22 protein-coding genes and 1 tRNA gene are annotated in these 24,947 nt (G+C 66.0%); 15 read left to right on the top strand and 8 right to left on the bottom strand.

Annotated elements, in window-relative coordinates; translation table 11 throughout:
• Positions 1-10: 10 nt before the first annotated feature.
• From RBB46_RS18765 to RBB46_RS18740, 6 genes are all read left to right on the top strand, one after another.
• Positions 11-844 carry a FecR domain-containing protein gene (locus tag RBB46_RS18765; protein WP_306030555.1) on the top strand — a complete coding sequence of 278 codons (834 nt, stop codon included), beginning with the start codon at positions 11-13 and terminating at the stop codon, positions 842-844.
• A gap of 269 nt (positions 845-1,113) precedes the next feature.
• Positions 1,114-2,751 (top strand): bifunctional UDP-sugar hydrolase/5'-nucleotidase, encoded by a 1,638-nt coding sequence (locus RBB46_RS18760; protein ID WP_306030554.1) that lies wholly within the window; start codon positions 1,114-1,116, stop codon positions 2,749-2,751.
• 205 nt (positions 2,752-2,956) lie between these two features.
• Positions 2,957-4,366: a tetratricopeptide repeat protein gene (locus tag RBB46_RS18755; RefSeq protein WP_306030553.1), complete on the top strand. Its 1,410-nt coding sequence runs from the start codon at positions 2,957-2,959 to the stop codon at positions 4,364-4,366.
• Between the two features lie 35 nt (positions 4,367-4,401).
• On the top strand, positions 4,402-7,206 hold the full coding sequence (locus tag RBB46_RS18750) for a FecR family protein (protein ID WP_306030552.1): 2,805 nt from the start codon (positions 4,402-4,404) through the stop codon (positions 7,204-7,206).
• Between the two features lie 178 nt (positions 7,207-7,384).
• Positions 7,385-7,460 (top strand) — tRNA-Phe (locus RBB46_RS18745).
• A gap of 252 nt (positions 7,461-7,712) precedes the next feature.
• Positions 7,713-8,168: a YaiI/YqxD family protein gene (locus RBB46_RS18740; protein WP_306030551.1), complete on the top strand. Its 456-nt coding sequence runs from the start codon at positions 7,713-7,715 to the stop codon at positions 8,166-8,168.
• A 64-nt stretch (positions 8,169-8,232) separates the two neighbouring features.
• On the opposite strand, the gene RBB46_RS18735 is transcribed toward RBB46_RS18740, so the two are convergent.
• Positions 8,233-8,964 carry a GntR family transcriptional regulator gene (locus RBB46_RS18735; RefSeq protein ID WP_306030550.1) on the bottom strand — a complete coding sequence of 244 codons (732 nt, stop codon included), beginning with the start codon at positions 8,962-8,964 and terminating at the stop codon, positions 8,233-8,235.
• 314 nt (positions 8,965-9,278) lie between these two features.
• Between RBB46_RS18735 and ehuB the strand changes: the two genes are divergently transcribed.
• The 6 genes from ehuB to RBB46_RS18705 all read left to right on the top strand — a co-directional run bounded on the left by ehuB (position 9,279) and on the right by RBB46_RS18705 (position 14,380).
• On the top strand, positions 9,279-10,130 hold the full coding sequence (gene ehuB, locus RBB46_RS18730; RefSeq protein ID WP_306030549.1) for an ectoine/hydroxyectoine ABC transporter substrate-binding protein EhuB: 852 nt from the start codon (positions 9,279-9,281) through the stop codon (positions 10,128-10,130).
• 105 nt (positions 10,131-10,235) lie between these two features.
• A complete protein-coding gene (gene ehuC / locus RBB46_RS18725; protein WP_306030548.1) occupies positions 10,236-10,901 on the top strand; it encodes an ectoine/hydroxyectoine ABC transporter permease subunit EhuC in 666 nt (221 codons plus the stop codon).
• A 3-nt stretch (positions 10,902-10,904) separates the two neighbouring features.
• On the top strand, positions 10,905-11,573 hold the full coding sequence (gene ehuD / locus RBB46_RS18720) for an ectoine/hydroxyectoine ABC transporter permease subunit EhuD (protein ID WP_306030547.1): 669 nt from the start codon (positions 10,905-10,907) through the stop codon (positions 11,571-11,573).
• Positions 11,573-12,394, top strand: a complete 822-nt coding sequence (gene ehuA / locus RBB46_RS18715; protein WP_306030546.1) for an ectoine/hydroxyectoine ABC transporter ATP-binding protein EhuA — start codon at positions 11,573-11,575, stop codon at positions 12,392-12,394. The genes ehuD and ehuA overlap by 1 nt, the downstream gene beginning before the upstream one ends.
• Complete coding sequence (eutB, locus tag RBB46_RS18710; protein WP_306030545.1) at positions 12,391-13,398, top strand: hydroxyectoine utilization dehydratase EutB; 1,008 nt, start codon at positions 12,391-12,393, stop codon at positions 13,396-13,398. Before ehuA ends, eutB begins: the two co-directional genes overlap by 4 nt.
• The gene (locus RBB46_RS18705) at positions 13,388-14,380 is read left to right on the top strand and encodes a cyclodeaminase (RefSeq protein WP_306030544.1); all 993 of its coding nucleotides are present in this window, start codon (positions 13,388-13,390) and stop codon (positions 14,378-14,380) included. Before eutB ends, RBB46_RS18705 begins: the two co-directional genes overlap by 11 nt.
• A 36-nt stretch (positions 14,381-14,416) precedes the next feature.
• Here RBB46_RS18705 and RBB46_RS18700 read toward each other — a convergent pair whose 3' ends face one another.
• The 5 genes from RBB46_RS18700 to dctP form a co-directional block, all read right to left on the bottom strand.
• Positions 14,417-15,310: a hydroxymethylglutaryl-CoA lyase gene (locus tag RBB46_RS18700; RefSeq protein WP_306030543.1), complete on the bottom strand. Its 894-nt coding sequence runs from the start codon at positions 15,308-15,310 to the stop codon at positions 14,417-14,419.
• A gap of 23 nt (positions 15,311-15,333) precedes the next feature.
• Positions 15,334-16,611: a hydroxymethylglutaryl-CoA reductase, degradative gene (locus tag RBB46_RS18695; RefSeq protein WP_306030542.1), complete on the bottom strand. Its 1,278-nt coding sequence runs from the start codon at positions 16,609-16,611 to the stop codon at positions 15,334-15,336.
• 11 nt (positions 16,612-16,622) lie between these two features.
• Entirely contained in the window at positions 16,623-17,936 is a 1,314-nt protein-coding gene (locus RBB46_RS18690; RefSeq protein ID WP_306030541.1) for a TRAP transporter large permease subunit, read from the bottom strand.
• Positions 17,933-18,436 carry a TRAP transporter small permease subunit gene (locus RBB46_RS18685; RefSeq protein ID WP_306030540.1) on the bottom strand — a complete coding sequence of 168 codons (504 nt, stop codon included), beginning with the start codon at positions 18,434-18,436 and terminating at the stop codon, positions 17,933-17,935. Before RBB46_RS18685 ends, RBB46_RS18690 begins: the two co-directional genes overlap by 4 nt.
• An 86-nt stretch (positions 18,437-18,522) precedes the next feature.
• Positions 18,523-19,557 (bottom strand): TRAP transporter substrate-binding protein DctP, encoded by a 1,035-nt coding sequence (gene dctP / locus RBB46_RS18680; protein WP_306030539.1) that lies wholly within the window; start codon positions 19,555-19,557, stop codon positions 18,523-18,525.
• 150 nt (positions 19,558-19,707) lie between these two features.
• On the opposite strand from dctP, the gene RBB46_RS18675 reads away from it, so the two are divergent.
• Positions 19,708-21,078: a PLP-dependent aminotransferase family protein gene (locus tag RBB46_RS18675; protein WP_306030538.1), complete on the top strand. Its 1,371-nt coding sequence runs from the start codon at positions 19,708-19,710 to the stop codon at positions 21,076-21,078.
• A gap of 51 nt (positions 21,079-21,129) precedes the next feature.
• On the opposite strand, the gene RBB46_RS18670 is transcribed toward RBB46_RS18675, so the two are convergent.
• Positions 21,130-21,513 (bottom strand): helix-turn-helix domain-containing protein, encoded by a 384-nt coding sequence (locus tag RBB46_RS18670; RefSeq protein ID WP_306030537.1) that lies wholly within the window; start codon positions 21,511-21,513, stop codon positions 21,130-21,132.
• Between the two features lie 148 nt (positions 21,514-21,661).
• On the opposite strand from RBB46_RS18670, the gene RBB46_RS18665 reads away from it, so the two are divergent.
• Both RBB46_RS18665 and RBB46_RS18660 read left to right on the top strand, forming a co-directional pair.
• Complete coding sequence (locus RBB46_RS18665) at positions 21,662-22,273, top strand: NAD(P)-dependent oxidoreductase (protein WP_306030536.1); 612 nt, start codon at positions 21,662-21,664, stop codon at positions 22,271-22,273.
• A 22-nt stretch (positions 22,274-22,295) separates the two neighbouring features.
• Positions 22,296-22,946, top strand: coding sequence for a DsbA family protein (locus RBB46_RS18660; RefSeq protein WP_306030535.1), 651 nt, complete (start codon positions 22,296-22,298; stop codon positions 22,944-22,946).
• Positions 22,947-22,948: 2 nt separating this feature from the next.
• Here RBB46_RS18660 and RBB46_RS18655 read toward each other — a convergent pair whose 3' ends face one another.
• A complete protein-coding gene (locus RBB46_RS18655) occupies positions 22,949-24,946 on the bottom strand; it encodes a biotin carboxylase N-terminal domain-containing protein (RefSeq protein WP_306030534.1) in 1,998 nt (665 codons plus the stop codon).
• Position 24,947: the final 1 nt, after the last annotated feature.

Genomic DNA, 24,947 nt, shown 5'->3' with positions numbered 1-24,947 from the left:
GAGCCTTGAAATGACCTTCTCCGCCCGTCTCCTCGCCACCGCGCTCGTCGCGGGATCGCTTGTTTCCGCGCAGGCCGATCGTGTCGCGGCGGCGGACCGTGTCGGGGTCGCCAGCGCCGTGAACCAGAGTGCCAGAAGCCAGGTTGGCGGCGGCGCGATGAAGACCGTGCGGATCGGCAAGGAGATGTTCAGCCGTGAGCGGATCGCGACCGGACCCTCGGGTCTCGTTCAGGTGCTTCTCGCGGACGGATCGAATTTCGTGGTCGGGCCGAATTCCAGCCTGGTGATCGACGAGTTCGTCTACCGGCCGGCCGAGGGGCAGGGCAAGCTTGTCGCGACCTTCGGGCGCGGGGTGGCGCGTTATGTCGGCGGCAAGATCTCCAAGAACCGCGGCGGCGTCACCATCAACACCCGCCAGGGGACGATCGGCGTGCGTGGCGGCATGGCCAATCTTGTCGACCGCGACGGCCAGACGATCTTCTCCTTCCTTTTCGGCAAGGATCTCACCTTCACCGGACGCAATGGCAAGGTGACCCGGGTTTACCGGCCGGGCTTCTCCATCGTGCCCTCGGGCGCCGGGGGCACGTCGCAGCGGACGCCCAAGTCGATCCTGGCGCTGGTCAACTCTCTCTTGTCCGGGAATCGGCCCTCCGGCAATCGCGCCGGAAACGGCCAGCTGCGGAAATTCTCGCAGGTCAACTCCGCCCTGGACTCTGCGCCTCTGCCGCGGTTTCCCGCACCGGTTCTGGGCCAGCGCAACGTGCCGCGCGGCTTGCTCGATCTCAATCACGCGAATTCCGTGATCCTGCAGGAAACCAAGCAATATTGCGGCTATTACTGCTGAACCGGGCCGGGTTGCCCGTCATGATCCGACGACAGGCGCATTCGCGCGTGTGAATGTCGGGCAGGCAGGACCGCCGAGGTCCCCTGAGTTGTTGATATCCCTCCGGCAAGCTGGCAGTCTCGGCAGGCAAGGGCGATATCCTGCGCCTGGCGACATGGCGCGCAATCTGGCGCCGGCGGGCTGGGCTCGACGGCTCCGGTGTCCGCTCGTTTGCGTAGCCTGGACGGTCCCGGCGGGGTCGGGCAGGGATGATCTGGGAGACGACGGACATGCGGCTGGGAATGTTGGGTGCCTGCGCCTTGGCGCTGACTTGCGGGTTTGGCGGTACTGCGGTTCTGGGAGTGGCGACGGCGCGGGCCGACTATGCCCTGACGATCCTGCATATCAATGATCTGCATTCCCGCCTGGAAGCCATCAACAAGTACGACTCGACCTGCGGCAGCAAGGACGAGGCCGACGGGAAGTGCTTCGGCGGCGTCGCGCGCATCAAGGCGAAGATCGACGACCGCCGCGCCGCGCTGTCCGCCGCCGGCCGCAACGTGCTGACGCTGGATGCCGGCGACCAGTTTCAGGGCTCGCTCTTCTACACCACCTACAAGGGAGCCGCCGCGGCCGAGTTCATGAACATGATCGGCTTTGATGCGATGGCTGTCGGCAATCACGAGTTCGACGACGGACCCAAGGGGCTGTCCGACTTCATCGACAAGGTCGACGCTCCCGTTCTGTCCGGCAACATCAACGTGGAGAACGAACCCACCTTGAAGGGCAAGGTGCCTGGCACGCTGGTGCTGGAGGTCGGCGGCGAACGGATCGGCATCGTGTCCGCCCTTGCCGAGGACACCGTGGAAACCTCGTCGCCGGGCCCCAATGTCCTGTTCTCGCGGGCCGAGGACTACCTCAAGGGCGCGGTCGAGGGGCTGGAAGCCGCCGGCATCACCAAGATCGTCGCGATCACCCATATGGGGCTGCCGCGGGACATGGAGATTGCGTCTCGCGTGCCGGGGATCGACATCATCGTCGGTGGCCATTCGCACACTCTCCTGTCGAATACGTTCGAGGGAGCGGCCGGGCCTTATCCAGTGCTGGTCCAGAACCCGTCCGGAAAACAGGTTCCCATCGTCCAAGCCTATGCCTATGGCAAGTTCCTCGGCGAGATCGAGGTTGTTTTCGACGATGCCGGAAACGTGACCTCGGCCAGCGGCAACCCGATCCTTCTCGATGCCTCGGTTCCGGCCGACAAGGCGGTGGCCGCGCGGCTCGCGGAACTTGCCGCACCGCTTGATGAGGTCCGTGCCCGGGTGATCGGCAGTGCCACCGGAACGATCGACGGTTCGCGTGACACCTGCCGTGCCGGGGAATGCCCGATGGGCAACCTCGTTGCCGACGCCATGCTCGAGCGCACCAAGGCGCAAGGCGTTCAGATCGCGATCCAGAATGGCGGCGGGCTTCGCGCCTCGATCGAGGGCGGCGAGATCACGATGGGCGAGGTGCTGACCGTGCTGCCCTTCCAGAACGCGCTGGCAACGTTCCAGCTCAAGGGCAAGGACGTGATCGCCGCCCTGGAGAACGGGGTCTCCCAGGTTGAGGAGGGGGCCGGACGGTTCCCGCAGGTCGCCGGGATCCGTTATTCCTGGACCCGTGCCCGCAAGCCCGGTGACGGCCGGATCATCCAGGTCGAGGTCAACGGCGAGAACGGCTGGGAGCCGCTCGATCCGGACAAGACCTATGGTGTCGCCACCAACGACTACATGCGCCGCGGTGGTGACGGCTACAAGGTGTTCGCCGAGGCGGGAATGAACGCCTATGACTTCGGACCCGGGCTCGAAGTGGTGGTGGCCGACTATATCGGCGCGCTTCAGGATGGCTACACGCCGTTCACGGAAGAGCGGTCGCGCGAGGTCAAGTAGGCGCCGCTGCCTGCTCCATCCTTGCGATGTTGACCGGATTTTGGTCACTTGGCGCGTGCGGCCGGTCTGGCCGCGCGCCTTTTGTGCCATGAATGCAACATCCCCGTGGAAATTCCTGCAGGTTTGACCAAGGGTCGGGACTCTCGCAACTCGCCTAACGTAAGCTCGCCGCGTTCTTGTACATGAATTCGGCTCGGAGGGGCTCGTGAGCTTGGCCCAGATTGCCCGGCGCGGTGTGATGCGTATCGCTGGTGCGGCGTTGGCGGTTGCCGTTTTCGCTGGTCACGCGCTTGCCCAGGCGCCCGCTCCGACATCGGCGGAGTTTTCCGCGAACGGAGCCGCTTCCGCGGCATCGGTGTCGGACGACCAGCTGAAAGCCCGCCAGACCGAGCTTCTGGCGGCCATGCTGCGCGATCCGGCCAATCTCGACATTGCCTTCGAGTACGCGACCGTCTCCGCCCGCATCGGCGACTACGAGGCGGCCATCGGGACCTTCGAGCGCATGCTCATCTACGCCCCGGGCCTGCCGCGTATCCAGCTCGAACTCGGCGTTCTCTATTACCGGCTGGGGTCCTTCGACGCAGCGCGCTCCTATTTCGAGGCGGCCCTGCAAGCGCCCGACGTTCCCGCCGAAGTCGAACAGCGGGTGCAGACCTTCCTGGCGGCGATCGACAATGCCGAGGAGCCGACGAAGTTCTCGGCCACGGTGGTTTCGGGCCTGCGCTGGCAGTCCAATGCCAATGCCGGCCCCGGTGGACGGCAGGTGACGCTCAACGGTGTGAATTTCCTGCTGGATGATACGGCTGTCGGCCGTGCCGACTGGAACGTGTTCATCGCCGGCAATATCCATGCCGCCTATGACCTTGGCACCCAGGGCGATCTGCTGGAAGCGGACCTGCTTTTCTATGGCGGCCGCTATTTCGACAGTGCCCGGCTGAACAGCGAACTGGCGGAGCTGACCTTTGGTCCTTCCTTCAACCTTGCGCGGTTCGACATCGACAATGCACGGTTCGGCGTCTACGGCATTCTCTCCGGCGTGCGCCTCGATGACACGAACTATTCCGGCGCCACCGGCCTTGGCGCTCGCGTCGCCGTCCAGCCGAGCCTGCGCTCCGCGCTGACCGCAAAGCTCGAATACCGCTACCGCTGGTTCCGCGACAGCGCGGTCTACCCGACAGTGAGCAACCGCAACGGGTATCAGATCCTGGCGGAGGCGGCCCACAGCTATCAGTTGACGAACAACTGGTCGGCGCGTCTCACCGTGCTCGGTGATTACGAGAACGCGGCAGCCCGCTTCGAGCAGAGCTGGGAGCTAGGAGCCGGTATCGGCGCCACCTATCGTTTTGCCTCGCCGGTCGAGATGATCGAGGCGCCCTGGTCGCTGGACTGGGATGCGGGCTATATTCGCCGGCAGTACGACCGGCCCGACCCGGCCGTCAGCTTCACCGAAAGCCAGCGGGACAACGAGTTCTGGCTCCGAAGCGGGCTGACGGTGCCGTTGCGCGCGGATTTCGCGCTTGCCCTGTCGGCCGAGTTCCGGCGGATGCAATCCAATTACCAGACGCGTGACTATTCCAACGCGTCCGTGACGCTGAGCGTCGTCAAGGCGTTTTAAGACCTGTTATCGGCTGTCGGAGCGAGGAGCCTGACATGCACAAGCAACTCGGCGCTGCCGGCATCGCCGGCATGGCATTGCTGCTCGTCCCGCCCGCTTTCGGTGCCGGCGAGCGGGTGGGCGTTGCCGCCGCGGTCAACCAGGACGCCTCGCGAACCCCGCCAGGCGCATCGGCGCGCACGGTCATCCTTGGCGACAACCTGATCTTTCGCGAGCGCATCGAGACCCGCGGCGACGGGCTCGTGCAAATCCTGCTGGTCGACGGATCGACCTTTACGGTGGGCGCCAATTCCGATCTGGTGATCGATGAATTCGTCTACGATCCGGATGCGGGAACCGGTCGTCTCGTCGCCTCGTTCGGCAAGGGCGTCGCCCGCTTTGTCGGCGGCAAACTGAGCAAGAACCCGGGCGGCGTCACCGTCAAGACCCCCGTCGGCACGATTGGCATCCGCGGCGGCATCGCCAATCTCAACGTGCAGGGAGAGGAAAGCCGGTTCTCGCTGCTTTTCGGTGACGAACTGAGTTTCATCGGCAAGAACGGCAAGCAGAGCCGCATCTACGAGCGCGGTTATACGCTCTCGGTTGCCGCGGCGTTGTCGGGCGGCCTGGAGCGTCCTGTCGTCCGTCGCACCACGCAGGCGGATATCGGCGGCGTGCAACGCGGGCTGTCCGGTTCGCCGGGGCAGTCGGGCGGAGCCCCGACCCCGCCGACCGACCAGAAGGTCTCCCGCTCTCCGGTGGGCAGGGCGAATTCCGGGCGACGGACGACCAATGTCGCGCCGCGGCCGAAGCCGCAGGTGGTGCGCTCGACCAACATCAACGAAAGCGGGCATGTCACCAATGTGATCAACCGGGGCGCCAACAACGACATCGTGCGGCGGACCGACACGCCGGTCGACGGGTCGACCGTGCGCGTTCGCGTGCTCTCGGCCGGCACATCCTACACTCCCGCCTCCGAGACGTTTTCCGTGACCGATCCCGGTGCCCAGGGCCTGCTTGGCGGCAGCACCGTCGCGGACCGTGAGGTTGTCTTCACCGTCGGGGAGGAGGGGACGCAGATCACCGGAACGATCGACGGAGAGACGCTCGCCATACCCTTGCCAAGCGGTGACGAGGCGGCTTTCCGGGTGGTGACGAGCGGCGATCGCGTCGTGGTGGGGACCGTTCACAGGAGCGGCGACCATTTCGTCGCCTTCACCTATTTCGAGGAGATTTCGGCTTCGCTTCTAAGCGCGTTCGAGGGCGGATCGACGCCGGTTCTGGCGACCGGCCAGCCGGTCTTCGGCTTTTGGGGCACCCGCACCGACCCGGCCGCGGTGCGGGCCAACAACGATGCCCAGGTGCGTCGCTACAGGCTGTCCGCCGACCCGGTCCACACCGCTCGGCTTGGCGCTGGCCATGACCTTTACTTCCTCAATCCGCTTGCGGCGGACGCGCTCGGGTCGGCTTTTCTGGCAAATGTTCGCACCAGTGACCTGCTGCTGGTGGCGGGTGACGACCTGATTGCCGATGACCCGCGCTTCCTTGTTGCCTCGATGAACATCGAGGGCAGCGGCATGTCCCAGTCCTCGGCCATCTCCCTGTCAGTGGGACGGATCCACGAAGACGAGACCAGCGGCTTTGTTGTCGGCGGCCCGCGCCGTGGTGGATACCGGGCGTCGGCGGATGGTCCTTCGGTCTCATTCGCCGGCCCCGTCAGCTCCGTTGCGGCCGCGGACGGCAGCCATGTCTTCGGCCCCGACGCGGAGACCTTCGTCCTTGGCTACGGGCTCGATACGCGGGATGTGGGCCACGATGTCTCGGCCGTTCCTCCCTCGCCCTATGACAGCCCGGGCGAGCAGGTGGCCGGTTATCTGCACGTGGCGCAGCTCCAGTCGGCGACGCCGATCTCCGAATATTCGCGCACCTCCCGTGTCCTGAACGGCTTTGCCTCGGGCATGGTGGAGGCGGGCTCCCATGGCGGGGCGGCCACTCCGTTCTGGTCGGTGACGCCCGACGCGCTCGTCATGGTATTCGACGCGACCTCGAATTCGATCGGCGCCGGCATGTCGGTTGCCGACGTATTGGGACGGGATCCGCATCTCGCCGGCCTTGTGCTCGGCTTCGGCGACAGCCTGTTCACCACTGGCCCCAGCGGCCAGTCGGCGTTGATCGATGACGGGACCTACGCCCTGACCCACAATTTCGGCGAAACCTTCGCCATCACCGATGCGGAGGAGGTGCTGGTGCCGGACAGCAATCCGCGCAGCTTCATGGTGCCCTCGACACTGGTCGGCGGCGCCGACGACGCCCTGTTCACCGACGTTGCGCGCTGTACCTGCGCCTTTCTCGAATGGGGGTATTGGGGCACCCGGTTCGCCGGCGAGGACACCACGGCGACGGGGCCGGGCGCTCAGCGCAACGACATCGTGCATCTGGGCACCTGGGCGGCCGGGGACGTTTCCACCTTCGGCGAGTTGCCAATGACCGGCTCTGCCTCCTACTCGGGACATGCGGTCGGCAATGTCGCGCGCAGCACCGAGGGCGGCCAGGCCCAGTATCTGGCGGCCGGCAATTTCAACATGACCTACAATTTCGGCTCGCGGGTCGGCTCGGCCAGCATCACCGGTTTCGACGGCGTGAATGTCGGCGGGACGATCGCCGGGCCGGCCGGGCTTGCCACTTCGCTCAATCACTTCGGCGGTGCCATCGCCGAGGTGGAGGGCGATATTTCCGGCACGTTGACCGGCGCTTTCGTGCGCGGTCCCGCGGGCCCGGCGCAGGGCGTGGTCGGCAGCTTCGGGCTGAGCAATCCGACCGGCACCTACACGGCGACCGGCGTCGTCGTCGGCCAGCAGTAGAAGACCGGCCGCGCACCGAAACCCGTTCCTTTCCAAGGTGGTGCAGCATGGCCGGCAGCCTGCGCCGGCTTTCAAACAGGGCTTGTGCAAAACTTGCAAGCTGTCGCTGGACAGGCCGGGAACGAGCCTCTATAAGACCGGCACTTCGAGGCGTCGCGCATGATCGCGAACCGCCCGGGCCCAGGTAGCTCAGTTGGTAGAGCAGCGGATTGAAAATCCGCGTGTCGCTGGTTCGATTCCGGCCCTGGGCACCACTGCTTCTGCTGAAATTGTAACCCTTTCTCCGCATTGGCCCGCTGTGCCGCCGTCTTCCCGTGCTGCAACGGGGATACGCCGTTCGGCCTGGTTGGCGCGTTCTGGGTGGTGGCGAGGCGGTCCGGTCGGACCAAGGCCGAGGCAGGCCCGGCGTCGGCATATGACGCTTCCGGGCCGGGTTGAAGAATTCAGCCCGATGGAGGAGGTTCGCAGAACCTGACCTGCGCCAGCCAATACGAGGATCTCGCGAAGTGACCACGCTCTATGTCGATGCCGATGCATGCCCGGTCAAGTCCGAGGTGGAGCGCGTGGCGACGAGATTGGAAATCCCCGTGGTGCTGGTCTGCAACGGCGGGATACGGCCCTCGAGAAACCCGCTTGTCTCGCTCAGGGTCGTTGCCGAGGGGCCGGACGTGGCCGACAAGTGGATCGCCGATCATTGCGGTCCGGGGGACGTCGTGGTCACCGCGGACATTCCGCTTGCGGACCGATGCCTGAAGGCCGGCTCGCATGTGTTGCAGCACGACGGGCAGATCCTGACCCTCTCCAATATCGGCGGGCGCCTGGCGACCCGCGACCTGATGCAGGACATCCGCGCCGCGGACCCGTTTCACCAGGGCGGTGGTCGGGCCTTTTCCCAGGCCGACCGGTCCCGCTTCCTGCAGTCGCTGGACAGGCTGGCAAGGCTGGCGCTGAAACACGGGTAGGGGAGAGGCCCACCCGTCTTGCTGGCGGTCCCGGCCGGCCGGACCAACCCTGGTCGGCGTCTTGCTATTCGCTGTCCGCGGCGGCGGCATGATCGGCGGACAGGGTTGCCTTGCGGATCCTGCTGAAGCTCATGGCGATATGCGCGCGTCTGACATGGCCGGCGGCGATCAGGTCGCCGTGGCCGACCGCTTCGGTTATGTCGGCAACCTCGCGCTGGAAGGTCACGAATTCGTTGTTGATCAGTTCGTCGAAGTTCCTGAGGCGCGAAGCCGTCTTCAGCCAGATCCGGGCCGTCTGATAGTAGAGCCGTTCGCTGATTTCGCGCAGGGGTTCGTTGGTCGTCAAAGTGGTGAAGAGATGGAAGAACTCCATGTTGATCCGTGAGAACGAACGCGGATCGCCGTCGGCGACCATCCGGTCGCAACGCGCCCGGATGTCGCGGAACCGCGCCACCAGCGCTTCGTCGACAACGGCCGGCGACAGCTTGCCGATGAGTTCTGCCAGTTCGACGCGCAACTCGTAGACTTGCGCCAGTTCGTTGACGTCGATGTCGGTGACGATCGTGCCGACGCCATGCATGGACCGCAACAGGCCCTCCGCCTCCAGCTTGACGAGAACGCGCCGTATCGGTGTCCGTGACACGTTGAACTCGTCCGCCAGGTCTTCCTCGCGCAGGCGACTGCCCGGCGCGTAGTCAAGCAGGCAGATGCGCGTCCGCAGGGTCTGGTAGATGCGTTCGAATCGGCCCCTCGCGCCTTCGTCGGCGGGTCCCGCGGCCGCGCGTTTTTCCGTCATCGGCTATCTCCATCCCGGTTCAATGGCGTCTCTCCCGCGCTGTGTCGGCGCCGCAGCTTGTCCGGCATTATCAGGCGAACGGCAAGATCCCGGCACTGGAAGCCACGTCGGCCCCCGCGACAGCGAGACGGCCTCCTTGCGCGCCGACGACGGGGGCGTGTCATCCTTCAATGTATACATCTTTGCTGCGTTCTGCAGGGTGGATGACGAATGCTCTCCGGATTTCCGCTAAATTCCATTGACACAGTCTGAGGCAGCGTGATGTTGTGCACAACATAAGAATACAGGAACTGGTGGAACACAGGAGCAGCCTCATGAAAAGCGCAATCTTCAAGGGTCTTGCCACGCTCGGCGTGGCCATGTTCGCGTACGGTTTTGCAGGTGCCGCCAGCGCGCAGTCCCTGCTGGAACGTGCCGAGAAAGGCGAGCCGATCCGCATCGGTTTTGCAAACGAGATTCCGTTCGCCTATCCGGGCGACGACGGCAGCCCCAAGGGCTTCGTCAACGCCTTTACGATCGGCGTTCTGAAGAAGATGGGCTTCGAGAAGATCGAGCCGGTCCAGACGGAGTGGGGCGGGCTCATTCCCGGCCTCAACGCCAACCGCTTCGACATCGTCACCGGCGGCATGAACATCCTGGCGAGCCGCTGCGAGAACATCGCCTTTTCCGAGCCGATGGCGAAGGTCGGGGACGGCTTCATCTTGGCGCCCGGCAACCCCAAGAACATCAGCGACTACGCAAGCCTCGTCGAGAGCAATGCGGTGATGGTCACCGGTGCCGGCTATTCCAACATCGAGGCCGCCAAGGCCGCCGGCGTACCCGAGGCCAACATCATGCAAGTGCCTGGACCGACCGAGATCCTGGCCGCCGTGCGCGCGGGCCGTGCCGATGCCGGCGCCGGCACCTACTTCACCATGACGCAACTGGCCGACAGCTCGAACGGTGCCGTCGAGGCCTCCGATCCCGACGCCATGCCGGAGGACTCCTTCAACTGGGCCGGCATCGGTTTCCGCAAGGCTGACGAGGCTTTCCTCGCCAAGTTCAACGCGGCGCAGGCCGAGTATATCGGGTCCGAGGAAATGCTCGCCGCGGTCGCGGAGTATGGCTACGGCAAGGGCTCGCTTCCCGGTGACAAGACCACCGAATGGGTCTGCGCCAACCGCTGACAATGACGAAGGGCGGACCGGCTCGTCCGGCCCGCCTTCCTTCCCCGATGCCTGAGCGGGCGATGCCTGCCTCGCCTTCGTGGCCTTGAGCAAGGTCTGAGCGGCATGTCCTATTTCGAGTTTCTCAGTCAGTATAGCGACCGGATCGTCAGCGGCACGTTCATCACCATGGCGCTGACGGTCCTTGCCGCGCTGCTGGCCGTGGCGATTGCCGTTGCCGCCGGTCTCATACGGATGGCGCCCAATTTCGCGGTCCGCGGCGTTGCGATGGTCTATATCGAGATCTTCCGCGGCACCTCGCTGCTCGTGCAGCTCTACTGGATCTTCTTCGTCCTGCCGCTCTTCGGCATCACGCTGGAGAAGTTCACGGCCGGTTTCGTTGCCGTCGGCATGAATCTCGGCGCCTATGGCGCGGAGCTCGTGCGCGGTGCGATCCTGTCGGTGCCGAAGGGGCAGTGGGAGGCGGCGCTGGCGCTCAACATGTCGCCGGCCAAGCGCATGCGCCGGGTGATCCTGCCGCAGGCGGTGCTCATCATGCTGCCGTCCTGGGGCAATCTTCTGATCGAGCTTCTCAAGGGTACCGCGCTTGTCGCACTGATCTCCGTCGCCGACCTGATGTTCCAGGTGAAGCAGATCAACGGCACGACCTTCATGTCGGCGGAGGCCTTCGGCACCGCGCTCATCATCTACTACGTGCTGGCGCGTTTCATGATCACGCCGTTCATGCGCTGGCTCGAACGGTTCATGATGCGCAAGATGGGGAGGGCCTGAGCCATGTTCGACTGGCGCTGGGACTTCACCTTCGAGATCCTGCCCCGGCTGATCGTTGCCACCGGCAACACGCTGCTGGCGGCCGGCCTCGGCTATGCCATCGCCGTCGTGCTCGGCCTTGTGCTCGCACTGGCGCAACGCACTCCGTTCAGGCCGCTGACCATGGCCGTGCGCGAGGCGGTCGAGTTCGTACGCTCGACGCCCCTGGTGCTGCAGATCTTCTTCGTCTTCTATGTCGGGCCGCAATTCGGCATCCGCCTGTCGCCCTGGACAGCCGGAATGATCGCCATCGGGCTGCACTATGCCGCGTACCTGTCCGAGGTCTATCGCGGCGGCCTGGAATGCGTACCGAAGGGACAGTGGGAGGCGGCGAAATCGCTCAACCTGTCGATGCCGCGCACCTATTTCCGCGTCATCCTTCCGCAAGCGCTGCCACCGTCTCTGGCGGGCATGGGCAACTACCTGGTCGGCATCTTCAAGGACACGCCGATGCTCTCGGTCATCGGCGTGGCGGAGCTGATGCACACGGCCAATGCCATCGGCTCCGAGACCTACCGCTTCCTCGAGCCCTTCACGCTCGTCGGCATCATCTTCCTTTGCATCTCGCTACCAACGGCGGCAGCGGTCCGGTTTTTCGAAGCCTGGGTGCGCCGCAAACTCGGATTGAGCTGATGGACACCAGAGACGTATCCGGCTTTCCCCTCACGCTGGAGGGCGACCCGACCCCGATGGTGAGCTTCAGGAAGGTCACCAAGTCCTATGGCAGCCTCGTGGTGCTCGATTCTCTCGATCTCGATGTTGCCGAGGGCGAGATGGTGACGGTCATCGGCCCGTCCGGATCGGGCAAGACGACGGTCCTGCGCATGCTGATGACGCTGGAGACCATCAATGGCGGCGTCATCTATGTCGATGGCGAGCCGCTGACCCACATGCCGGAAGGCGGCAGGCTGGTTCGCGCCAACAACCGGCACATGCGTCAGATGCGCTCGAAGATCGGCATGTGCTTCCAGCACTTCAACCTCTTTCCGCACATGACGGCGCTGGAAAACTGCATGGAAGGTCCCGTGCACGTGCTCGGCCTGTCGAAGCAGGACGCGCGGGAGCGGGCCGAGGAGCTTCTGGCGATGGTCGGCATGGCGGAAAAGCGCGACCAGCATCCCTCGCGCCTGTCCGGCGGCCAGCAGCAGCGTGTCGCTATCGCCCGCGCGCTCGCCATGCGCCCGAAGGTCATGCTGTTCGACGAGGTGACTTCGGCGCTCGACCCGGAAGTCATCGGCGAGGTCACCACGGTGATCCGCAAGCTCGTTTCCGAGCACAACCTGACCATGCTGATGGTCACGCACCAGATGGGTTTCGCCAAGGACATTTCCGACCGCGTCTGCTTCTTCTATGGCGGCCGCATCGAGGAGCAGGGCACCCCGGACGAGTTGTTCGGCAACCCGCAGAAGGAGCGCACCCAGCAGTTCCTGAGCGCGGTGAAGGAGGCGGGTTGACCATCGATCTTGCCGACATCCTGGCGGCGCGGGCGACAATCGCCGGCGTGGCCGCACGCACGCCTTTGGTGCCCTCGCTGCATGTGGGCGCCATTTCGGGCAACGAGTTCCTGCTGAAGCTGGAGACGACGCAGCCGATCGGCGCGTTCAAGCTGCGCGGCGCGCTCAACGCGGTCGCGGCGGTTCCCGCTGACGCGCCCGGCGTCACCTGTTGCTCCACCGGCAATCATGGCCGGGGCGTTGCCTATGCGGCGCGGGCGAAGGGGTTGAGAGCCGTCATTTGCATGTCCTCGCTCGTTCCGCAGGCCAAGGTCGAGGGGATCCACGCCCTGGGGGCGGAGGTGCGCATTGCCGGCCGCAGCCAGGACGACGCGCATGCTGAGAGCCGGCGGCTGGCGCGAGAGGAGGGGCTGGCCGAGATATCGCCTTTCGATGACCCTCTGGTGATCGCGGGGCAGGGCACCATCGGTCTGGAGATGCTGGAGGACAGGCCCGACCTTGCGGCGATCCTTGTGCCGCTGTCCGGCGGCGGGCTGGCGGCGGGCGTTGCGCTGGCGGCGAAAGCTGTCAAGCCGTCCATCAAGGTCATCGGCGTTACCATGGACAGGGGCGCGGCCATGTACGCGTCCGTCCGCGCCGGCCGGCCGGTCGAGGTGGAGGAGGTGGCAAGCCTTGCCGACTCGCTTGGCGGCGGCATCGGGCTTGAGAACCGGCTGACCTTCGCCATGTGCCGCGACCTTCTCGACGACTATGTCCTTGTGACCGAGGACGAGATCTACGGCGCGATGCAGACGCTCTACTTTGAGGACCGCATGGTGGCCGAAGGCGCCAGCGTTGTCGGCATTGCAGCGATGCAGGCCGGCAAACTGCCGGCCTTCAAGGGGCCGGTGGCCACCATCCTGACAGGGCGCAATGTCGACATGACCAGCTTCACCGACGTCGTCGCGGGGCGCGATGTCAGATTGGGCGATGTTGAGGTAAAGGGACGCAGCTATGGCGCATGAGGTGACCATCCTGACCGCGACGGAACTGCGCGGACTGGTCAAGCTCGGCCCTCCGGCCATTGACGTGGTGGAACGCGCGTTCGCCGCCCTTGCCTCCGGCAGCGTCATCATGCCGCCGATCCTGTCGATGGCGATCCCGCAGGCCAACGGGGAGGTCGATGTGAAGACCGCTTATATCCCCGGCTTCGACGGCTTCGCGATCAAGGTCAGCCCCGGCTTCTTCGACAATCCGAAGCTCGGCCTGCCGAGCCTCAACGGGTTGATGATCCTGTTTTCGGCCCAAACCGGCCTGGTCGAGGCCCTGCTGCTCGACAACGGCTACCTGACCGACGTGCGCACCGCTGCCGCCGGCGCCGTTGCGGCGCGCCACCTTGCCCCGTCGACGGTCGAGACCGCCGGCGTCATCGGCACCGGCATCCAGGCGCGGCTTCAGATCGAGGCGGCCCATCTGGTGCGGCCGTTCTCCCGCGTTCTCGTCTGGGGGCGCGACATGGCCAAGGCACAGGCCTGCGCCGCCGACATCGCCGACCGGTTGAAGATCGAGGCCGAGGCCGTCGCGGATCCGGCCCAGGCTTTGGCGCGGAGCCAGTTGGTCGTGACAACGACGCCGGCCGAAGATCCCGTGCTCAAGGCCGAATGGCTGCATCCGGGTCTGCACATCACGGCAATGGGCTCGGACCAGTCGGGCAAGAACGAGATCGAGGCGGCGGCACTCGCCGCGGCCGATCTCTATGTCTGCGACCGGGTCAGCCAGTGCGAGCTGATGGGCGAACTGCGTGCCGCGCTTGCCGCCGGTGTGTGGCGCGGCGGCACGCCGCCGGAGCTTGGCGAGATCGTCACCGGCCGGCAGACGGGACGCACATCCGACGATCAGGTCACGATCTGCGACCTGACCGGCACCGGCGCGCAGGACACCGCCATCGCCACCCATGCACTGGACGCCGCGCGCAAGGTGGGGGCGGGCTCCGCCATCATGACCTGACGCCGTCATGGCAGTGCGCCGGGCAGCTCGATACTCTCAGCCGCCGCGACGGGCCTTGTAGACGCGGCTGGTCGGGCGGATGTCCATGTCGTGCTCGATGAAGGCGACCGCGTCGAGCAGTTGTTCGAGCGACAGGTCCGTCGTGTAGCCTTCGCCTTCGAGCATGAAGAGCACGTCTTCCGTGGCGACATTGCCGCTGGCACCGGGTGCGAAGGGGCAGCCGCCGAGCCCGCCGGCGGCCGCATCGACCGTACGGATGCCGAGGCGCAGCGCCTCCGCGACATTGGCGATGCCCATGCCGTAGGTGTCGTGGAAATGTGCGGCCAATGCGTCCAGCGGAACGTGCCGGGCGACCGCCCCGACAACGGCCGCGATCCGGCGCGGTGTTGCCTTGCCGAGCGTTTCGCCGAGCGCGATTTCATCGCATCCCATCTCGAAGAGGGCGCGCGCCACCGGGGCGACGTCGCCGGGGGGGACCTCGCCAGAATAGGGACAGTCGGTGATCGTGGAGATGTATCCGCGCACGAAGACACCCGCCTCCCGTGCCGCCGTGACCAGGGGGGAGAAGCGTTCCAGCGAGGCTGCGACCGCGCGCCCGATGTTCTTTTCGGCAAAGGCATCGCTTGCGGCGGTGAAGACCGCGATGGCGCGCGCGCCGTTTTCCATGGCTTGGTCGAGGCCGCGCCGGTTGGCGACAAGCACCATGTCGCCGTCCCGTTCGCGTGAGCCGACGGCCGCCATCACCTCGGCCGTGTCGGCCATGCGCGGCACCCGGTCCGGGGCGACGAAGGCGCCGACCTCGATGCGTCTCGCGCCGGCGCGGCGCAGATGCTCGACGAGGCCGATGCGCGCCGCCGTCGCGACGGGATCCTTGCGGGCCTGCAGCCCGTCGCGCGGGCCGACTTCGACGATGGTGACGTGCTCGCTCATCCTTGTCTTCTCGCAGTTCCGGCTTACTTGCCGGCGCGAAGCCGTGCGAGGATTTCCTCGGCGAGATCCTGACGCACCTTGCCGAGCGCCTTGAGTTCGTTCGCCACCTGATCGATCTCCGCGCCGACGGCGCCAATCGCCAGTGCGACGTTCTGGGCATGAAGCGCCATGTGGCCTTTCTGGATGCCGGTCGTCGCCAGCGCGCGCATCGCCGCGAAGTTCTGGGCAAGGCCGATGGAAACGATGATGCGGGCGAGCGCATCGGCCGTCTTGACACCAAGGATCTCCAGGTTGGCCTGCGCGGTCGGGTGAACCTTTGTCGCGCCGCCGATCAGTCCGACGGCCATCGGCATTTCGAGGATGCCCACCAGATTGCCGTCGCCATCCGCTTCCCAGCGCGACATCGAGCGATAGTGACCATCCTTCGCCGCGAAGGCATGGGCGCCGGCCTCGATGGCGCGGGTGTCGTTGCCGGTCGCCAGCACGACGGCGCTGACGCCGTTCATGATGCCCTTGTTGTGGGTGGCGGCACGATAGGGATCGGCATCCGCGAAGCGATAGGCCGAGAGCATGTCGTCGCGCACCTGTTCGCCGCCGATCTCGGCGAGCGGCCACACGGCCCGGGCACGCACCACGCGCCGGTCGGCAAGGTTGGTCAGGATGCGCAGCAGGCTGCGCGCGCCGGTCCACTCGACGAGCCTTGGCGCCAACGCCTCGGCCATGCTGTTGACGGCGTTGGCGCCCATGGCATCGCGCGTATCGACGATGATGTGGACGATGGTCATCGGGCCTTCGTCCGTCTCGATGACGCGGATGTCGAGATCGCGGAAGCCGCCGCCGAACTTGACCAGCAGCGGGTCGGTCTCGTCGCAGATGGCGCGGATCTTGTCCATCCGCTCATAGACCTTGAGGCGGACGTTTTCCGGGTCGCTCGCACCCAGCAGCTGGATCTGCGCGGCCATCACCGGGCCGGAGGAGGAGGTGAAGAAGCCCCCGGTCGGCCGGCAGCGTTTGGCCGCGTTGCACACGGCGGCAATGACGGAAGACTCTTCCGTTGCCATCGGCACCAGGACCTCATGTCCGTCGACGAGCATGTTGGTGGCGATGCCGACCGGAATGGACATGGCCGAAATGGCGTTCTCGACCAGCCGGTCGGCCAGTTCGATCTGCCCTTGCGCGGCGGCGGAAAGGCTGGCGATGGCCGCGTTGCCAAGGCCTGCCTGCCGGGCCACGGCCTGGAGGCGGGCCTCCGGCGCCATCTTGTGGAGGCCTTCGATACGGGACGATCGGGCGTCGCTCATCATGTGTCCTGTTAGTTGATCATGGAGTTGGGAAGCCAGAGCACCAGCTCCGGGAAGAGTGCGCAGATCAGGATCCCCAATGCCTGGAGCAGCATGAAGGGGATGATCGCGCGGTAGACGGTGCCCATGCCGATGCCGGCGGGCAGCACGCCCTTCATGTAGAAGAGCGTGTAGCCGAAGGGTGGGGAGATGTAGGCCATCTGCGCCGAGACGAGGAACAGGATGCCGAACCACAGCCTGTCGAAGCCGAGGAAGTCGATCACCGGCAGGAAGACAGGCACGCAGAGCAGGATGATGCCGATCTCGTCGAGGAACATGCCGAGGAAGAACAGCATGGCCAGCATCACGGCGAGCACGATCCAGCGGTCGGCATCCAGCGTCTGGATGAAGCCGAGCAGGAAGTCGGCGCCCCCTGTTCCGGTGAAGATGGCGACGAAGGCGCGGGCGCCGATCGTGATCCACAGGATCATCGTCGTCACCTTGACCACATCCATCCCGACGTCCTGGATCAGTTCCCAGCCGAAACGCCGTTCGATGATCGCCGAGACGAAGGCGAGCGCCACGCCGACGGCGGCCGCCTCGGTCGGAGTGGCGATGCCCATGTAGATGGTGCCAAGGACGCCGACGATGATCAGCATGGGAAGCACCAGCGACTTCAGAGCCGCGATGCGGATGCCCCAGGTGATGTCCTCGATCTCCTCCGGGCGCGGTGCGATCGCCGGGTTGAGCGCGGCCCGCAGCACGATGTAGCCGATATAGAGCGAGGCCAGCAGCAGGCCGGGGACCACGCCTGCGATGAACATCTGCCCGATGGAGGCCTGGGCCGTCACCGCATAGACGATGGTGATGACCGAGGGCGGGATCAGGATGCCGAGCGTGCCGCCCGCGCAGATCGTGCCGATGGCGAGTTCCGGCTGGTAGTTGCGCTTCAGCATCGAGGGCAGCGCCAGCATGCCCATGGCCGCGACGGCGGCACCGACGATGCCGGTCATCGCGGCGATGATGGTGCAGATGGCGATGGTGCCGACAGCAAGCCCGCCGGGCAGGCGCCGCGACCACAGCTCCATCGCCTTGTAGAGGCTCTCGATGACGCCGGAGCGTTGCAGCACGCTTGCCATCATCACGTAGAGGGGGATCGCCAGAAGCGATTCCGAATGCATCGTGTCGTAGAGATTGAGCACGGTGACGGCGAGGGCCGCTTCGCCCCACAGCGTGAGGGTGAAGACAAGGGCGAGGGCGCCGAGCGTGAAGGCAAGCGGCACGCCGGTCAGCAGCAGGCCGACAAGGCTTGCGAACATGACCGCCAGGACGAGTTCGGAACTCATGGCCGCGCCTCCCCGGCCGGCGCGCGCGAGGCGGGGGCGAAGAGTTCGACAAGCGCCTGGGCGAACAGCATGACAAAGGCGAAGGGCACGATGAACTTGACCCACCAGATCGGCGGGTTCCAGGCGGAGAAACTTGTTTCGCCGAGCGCATAGGCGTTCACGGCCAGCGGCCAGCTGACCTTGGCGAAGACGGCGGCGAAGATCGCGATCACCGAGAAGGTGAAGATCTCCAGCACCCGCCGGGGCACGCCGGAAGCGCGATCGCTGAGGATGTCGACGGAGACATGGCCGCGCAGATGCAGCAGGTAGGGACCGGCCAGCATGAAATGCGGTCCGAAAACGAGCGTGCTTGCCTCCATCGCCCAGACGGTCGGGGCGTCGAAGGCGTAGCGCGCCACGACCTCATAGAGGAGCATCGGCACGACGGCGAAGATGATGGCGGCCGCGATGACGAAAAGGATCCGGTTGAGGCCGGTGACAAGGAAGCTGAGCGTTTTCATGGGCTGCCGTCTGGCCGCGTCCGGTGCGGCGGGAAAGGGCGGGCAGCGCCATGCGCTCCCCGCGACGTGTTACGCGAGACGTTCGCTCAGAGCAGGCCGAGCGCCTTCATGAAGGCGGTCTGGCTTTCGACGATCTTGGTCGCCAGCGGATCGCCCTTGGTCGCCTTGGACCAGGATTCGACCGCCTTCGACCGGGCCTCGGCCACGTCGCCCTGGTCGAGATGGAGCACCTCGACGCCCTTCTCGCGATACTTGTCGAGCACCTGGGTGTTCTGCACGATGATGCGCTGGCGCAGCGATCCCGAGATCTCGCGGGCGGCGACGGCAAGGGCCGCCTTGAAGCTCTCCGGCAGGGCCGCATGGGCCGCCGAATTGGCGACATAGCTGGTCGCGGTCGTCGGCTGGTGCACGCCCGGCAGGATGACGAACTTGGCCACCTCGGCGAGGCCCGCCTCGTAGTTGGCGGTCAGGTCGCCGCGGTCGGCGAAGTCGATCAGGCCCTTCTCCAGGCCGGAATAGACTTCGGCGGTCGCCATCGGCGTCACGGCAACGCCCAGATCGCCCATCACGGCGGAGGCGAGGCCGACGAAGCGGCCCTTCTTGCCGGCCATGTCGGCGATGCTTTCCATGCGCACCGTCGAGTGGATCGGCTCCTCGCCATAGACGGTCGGCGCGATATAGGTCAGGCCTGCCTTGCCGTAGGCTTCGCGGGCCATGTCGAGGCCGCCGAGCTCGTAGAACCACGCCTCGTACTGGTCCGGATCGGGGAAGCCGAAGGGGATGGTCGAGGTGAAGGCGAAGGCCGGGATCTTGCCCGCCTCGTAGCCGTCGAAGGTCTTCATCATCTGGAACGCGCCGGAGCGCACCGCGTCGAAGGCCTGTGCTGCGGGAACCAGCTGACCGGCCGAGAAGAGCTTGATCTCGAACTTGCCGTCGGTCAGTTCGCCGACGCGCTCCACGAACTTCTTCTCGAACTCGAACGGCGTGGTGCCACCGTCCCAGAGGGCCTGCATGCGCCATTGGACGGTGTCCTGCGCATTGGCGATTGCGGGCATTGCAAGCGTGGCTGCGCCACCAAGTGCCGATGCGGTCAGGAACCGGCGGCGGTTCAATGCGGTCATGTGTTTCCTCCCAGGGATGGTTTGATTGTCGACCGACGTAAATTGTCATAAAATAGACTGGGACAATCAAGGGACAGTCTCAGGCATTTTTGCGATGACTGTCCCAATAATCGGAGTGGGACAGTCATCGCAAAAATTAGCAATGCACGGGTGACTCGCGCCGGACGGATTGTCCAGCATGTAAGCGGTCTTTTGTCAGCTGGAGCCTACAAACCGGGCGAACGGCTGCCGTCTGTTCGCCAGGCGGCGCGCGAGCACGGCGTCTCCAAGAACACGATGGCCGATGCCTATGACCAGCTCGTGGCGCAAGGACTGCTCGAGGCGCGCGCGGGTTCCGGCTACTACGTCGCCCAGTTCCAACTGCCGCGTGCCGTGCCGCCGGCGCCGCATGTCGCGGCCGCCGTCGATGTCGTTTCGCTGTTGCGCGAGCAGCTCGACCAGCACTACGAGGTCCGCCCCGGCGATGGCCGCCCCCCGGCGTTCTGGACGGAAGGCTCCGAGCTCAAGCGCTACTTCTCCGGCTTCAAGACGGCCGAGCCGGAGGCCGTCGATTTCGGCTACGGCAGTTCCTGGGGTTATGCGCCCTTGCGCGAGCGGCTGCGCATGCTGCTGCTGGAACGCTCCATCTCCGTGCAGCCGGACGGATTGCTGCTGACGCACGGCGTCAATCACGGCCTCGACCTGATCATTCGTCATCTGATCGAACCGGGCGACACCGTCTTCGTCGACGATCCTGGCTATTATCCGCTGTTCGGCAAGCTGACCCTTGCCAAGGCGCGGATGATCGGCATCCGCCGTGGTCCCGACGGTCCGGACCTTGAGGATCTTGCCGCGCGCCTTGCCGTGCACCGGCCGAAGGTCTTCTTCACCCAGTCGCTCGCCCACAATCCGACCGGCAGCACCCTGTCGCCGGCCGTCGCCTTCGGGCTGATGCAGCTTGCAGAGCGCTGGGGCTTCCTGATCGTCGAGAACGACGCGCTCGCCGACATCGTCCCGACCACGCTGCCGCGCCTTGCCGCCCTCGACCAGCTCAACCGGGTTCTCTATGTCGGCACGTTTTCCAAGACCCTTTCGGCGAGCCTGCGCTGCGGCTTCGTCGCCGGTCATCCCTCGCTGGTCGGCGCGCTCGCCAATCTCAAGATGCTGACCACCGTGGCGACCTCCGACTATGTCGAGCGTTTCGTCTTCAACCTCATCCAGGGAGGCCAGTATCTGCGGCACCTGCGACGGCTGAAGGCGCGGGTCGAGGAGGCGCACAAGGCCTCCTGCGCCCGGCTCGAGGCGGTCGGGCTGAAAGTCCGGCAAAGCGTCACGCCGGGCTTCTACCTGTGGACGGAGTTTCCCGGCGAGATCGACGAGCTCGAGCTTTGCCGCAAGGCGGCCGAGCGCAGCATCTTCCTTGCGCCGGGCAGCCTGTTCCGGCCGGACCGCGCATCGGGGGGGCGGGCGGCGATCCGCGTCAATGTCGCCTATGGAACGAACCCGGCCTTCATCGATTTCCTGGGCGAACAGATGCGCTGAAGCTTCCGGACGCCCGGGAAGCCGAAACCCGTCAACCAGCCGGATCGAGCGTCAGGCCGGCTCCCTGGCCGAGTAATCGGCACGTGCCTCGCGGATCGCCGCATGGTGGGTATCCGCCCAGGCGATCAGGCCCTTCATCGGCTCCAGGAAGGAGCGCCCCAACTCGGTCAGTTCGTATTCCACCCGCGGGGGAACTTCCGCGTAGATCGTGCGGTGGACGAAGCCGTCATGTTCCAGCCGTCGCAGGGTCTTGGACAGCATCTGCTTGGAGATGTCGCCGATCTGCCGGGAGATGGCGTTGAACCGCAGTGTTCCCCCGCTCAGAACGTCCAGAACGAGCAGGCTCCACTGATCGCCGATCCTGTCCAGCACGTCGCGTATCGGGCAGGGTTGCTCGAAGGAACAGGATTTGGGGAATGCGGTTTCTTCGCTCATACGGGATCCTTTCCTGCCACCGACAAGGGTCACGCCGCGATGACCATGTCGCGAAAAGATGACTTCTTGCGGGTTTCGCGCGTCCGTCCTAACTGGGTTTCAGTCTGGATAATAGACCAGATCCGATTTTGAAACCAAAGGACGAAACATGACACATGTCGCGCTGATCGGCGCATCCGGCAACGCCGGGTCGCGCATCCTCACGGAACTCTCCAACCGGGGTCACCAGGTGACGGCGATTGCCCGCAATCCGGACAGGATCGCGGCCCTGCCGGGCGTGACCGCCGCAAAGGGCGATGTCTTCGACGGCGAAGGGCTCGCAAGCTTGTTGAAGGGGCATGACGTGGTGATCAGCTCGGTGCATTTCAGCGCCAGCGATCCGGCCATCCTGATCAAGGCCGTGCGTGCCTCCGGCGTGAAGCGTTACCTGGTTGTCGGCGGCGCCGGCAGCCTTGAGGTGGCGCCGGGCCAGAGGCTGGTCGACCAGCCGGACTTTCCGGCGGAGTACAAGGAGGAAGCCCTTGGCGGCGCGCGTTTCCTTGATCTTCTGAAGGATGTCGACGATCTCGACTGGACCTTCCTGTCCCCGTCCGCGATGTTCGTGCCGGGTGAGCGCACCGGCCGGTTCCGGCTTGGCAAGGACGCCCTTCTGGCGAACGAGAACGGCAGCAGCATCTCCTTCGAGGACTATGCCATCGCCATGGTCGACGAGATCGAGACACCGAAGCACTCGCGCCAGCGCTTCACCGTCGGCTACTGACGTAAGAGGCGAGGTGGGGACCATGGAAACCGGTTCGACGATGCATCTGGATTATATCTTCGACCCCCTGTGCGGCTGGTGCTATGGCGCATTGCCGGCCATGGAACAGGCCGGCCGGCACCCGGAGATCGCGGTTGAGCTGGTCCCCTCCGGCTTGTTTGCAGGCGGCGGCGCCTTCCCGATGAACGACGGGTTTGCCGCCCATGCCTGGGAGGCGGACCAGCGTATTGCCCGCCTGAGCGGCCAGCCCTTCAGCGAAGCCTATCGCGCCAATGTGTTGGGCGCGCGCGGAACACGTGTCGATTCCGGCCCGGCGACGCTGGCCCTGACGGCGGTGCGTCTCACCGCTCCTGAGCGCGAGCTGGAGGCGCTTTCCGCCATCCAGCGCGTCCGCTACGTGGCGGGCCGGGACAATGCCGATCCGGCCATCCTCTCCGATGTGCTTCAGGAGATGGGGCTGGACGAGGCGGCGCGCCGCTTTGCCGCTCCGGACGAGGCTCTCGTCCAGGCCAACGCGGCACGCATCGAGGCCGGACGAACCGAGATGGCACGGTTCGGGGTGCGCGGCGTTCCCGCTCTTGTCGCGGGCCGGGGGGAGGCCCGCCGCCTGATCGGCACGGACGCGCTTTATGGCGGCCTCGAAACGCTTCTCGCCCGGCTTCGGGGCGTCTGAGATCAGCTTTCGTCCGGGTCGAGAGTGACGATGACTGCGCCGGCATCGAGCGTATCCCCGGCCGCAGCTCCCACCGCGGTGACGATGCCGGATGCGGCCGCCTTGAGGTCCATGAGCAGTTTCATCGATTCCATCACCGCCAGCGTGTCGCCCTTTGCCACCTTCTCGCCGGGGCGGACGTTGAGCGAAACCAGCAGGCCCGGCATCGGTGCCGTGACGCGGTCCGCCGCGCCGGCGCCTTCGCCGGCCTGGGCGGCATCGAAGTCGGCTGCGGGCACGACCCGGTGGACGGCATCGCAACGCGCGCTCCAAAGGTGGACGGCGTCGCCCGCGACAAGCGCCCCGACCGTCTCTGCCCGGCCGTCGATCGAGATCGCCAGCCGTGTGTTGTCCCGCCAATCGACATCGATCTCGCGTGTCTCGCCTCCGACCGTGACCGCGAAAGGGCTTTCCTGCCCGGAGATCGCCACCCGCGTTTCCGGTCGCTCGGCATCGAGATAGGTGGCACGGGCCGGGCTGCCGGCTTCGCCGAGCAGGCGAAAGCCGCCGAGCGTGTGCCAAGGAGACGGGGGCCGTGCCGGGGAGCAGGGCTGCCGGTTCCGCAGATGCCGGGCAAGGGCCGCGAGGACAAGACTGTCGGAGGTGCCCGCCGCCTGCCAGCCCTCCGGCCATTCCTGCGCGAGGAATTCGGTGGTCGCGCGCCCCTCGGCGAAGGCCGGCCGGCGGATCGCGTCGCGCAGGAACAGCCGGTTGGTGGTCACGCCGGCGACCTCCGTCCGCTCCAGTCCGGCGGCGAGCCTGCGGCAGGCTTCCGTCCTGTCGCGGCCGTGGGCGACGAGCTTGGCGATCATCGAATCGTAGGAGGCGCCGACCGTGGACCCGGTCGCGACACCGCTGTCGCAGCGCAGCTCCGGGGCCGGGTTCCAGTGCAGCAGCGTGCCGGTGGACGGGCGGAAACCGCTGGCCGCGTCCTCGGCCGCAAGCCGGGCCTCGATGGCGTGTCCGGTGGCGCGGATCTCGTGCTGGGCGAAGGGCAGGGCTTCGCCGGCGGCGATGCGCAACTGCATTTCGACCAGGTCGATCCCGGTGATTGCCTCGGTGACGGTATGCTCGACCTGCAGGCGTGTGTTCATCTCCAGGAAAAAGAAATCCCCGGTGGCTCCATCCATGATGAACTCGACCGTTCCGGCATTGTCGTAGTCGATGGCCCGGCCGAGCGTCAGCGCGGCCGAGAAAAGCCGCTCGCGGGTGCCGGGATCGAGGTTCGGGGCAGGCGCTTCCTCCAGCAGCTTCTGGTGGTTGCGCTGGACCGAGCAGTCACGCTCGAAGAGATGGAGGAGGTTGCCATGACGGTCGCCAAGCAGCTGGACCTCGATGTGGCGCGGGTTCTGCACGAGCTTTTCAACGAGCAGCCGGCCGTTGCCGAAGGCGCGCTCGGCCTCGGTCCTGGCGGAGGCGATCGCTGCGGCAAGGTCGGCCTCGGCGAGAACGGCACGCATGCCCTTGCCGCCCCCGCCGGCACTGGCCTTGACCATCACCGGCAGGCCGATGCGCAGGGCGGCGGCGACGAGCGCGGCATCCGACTGGTCCTCGCCCGCATAGCCGGGAATGCAGGGCACGCCCGCCTCTCCGGCGATCCGTTTCGCCTCGATCTTCGATCCCATGGCGGCGATGGCGTGAGGGGCCGGACCGACCCAGACGAGGTCGTTTTCGGCGCAGGCAAGGGCGAGCTCCGGCCGTTCGGAGAGAAAGCCGTAGCCTGGATGGACCGCAGCGGCGCCCGTCGCCCTTGCGGCTTCGACGATGCGTTCGACCTTGAGATAGCTCTGGGATGCGGGCGCGGCGCCGATATGCACGGCCTCGTCCGCCATCTTCACATGCAGCGCGTCGCGGTCGGCATCCGAATAGACAGCGATGGTGCGCAGGCCGAGCCGGCGTGCGGTGCGGATGATGCGGCAGGCGATCTCGCCGCGATTGGCGATAAGCAGGCTGTCGAACATG

It is taken from the genome of Stappia sp. MMSF_3263 (assembly GCF_030733745.1).
Taxonomy (GTDB): Bacteria; Pseudomonadota; Alphaproteobacteria; order Rhizobiales; family Stappiaceae; genus Stappia.
The sequence above is the reverse complement of the archived record's forward strand: the minus strand, read 5'-3'. Positions and strand labels throughout refer to the sequence as shown.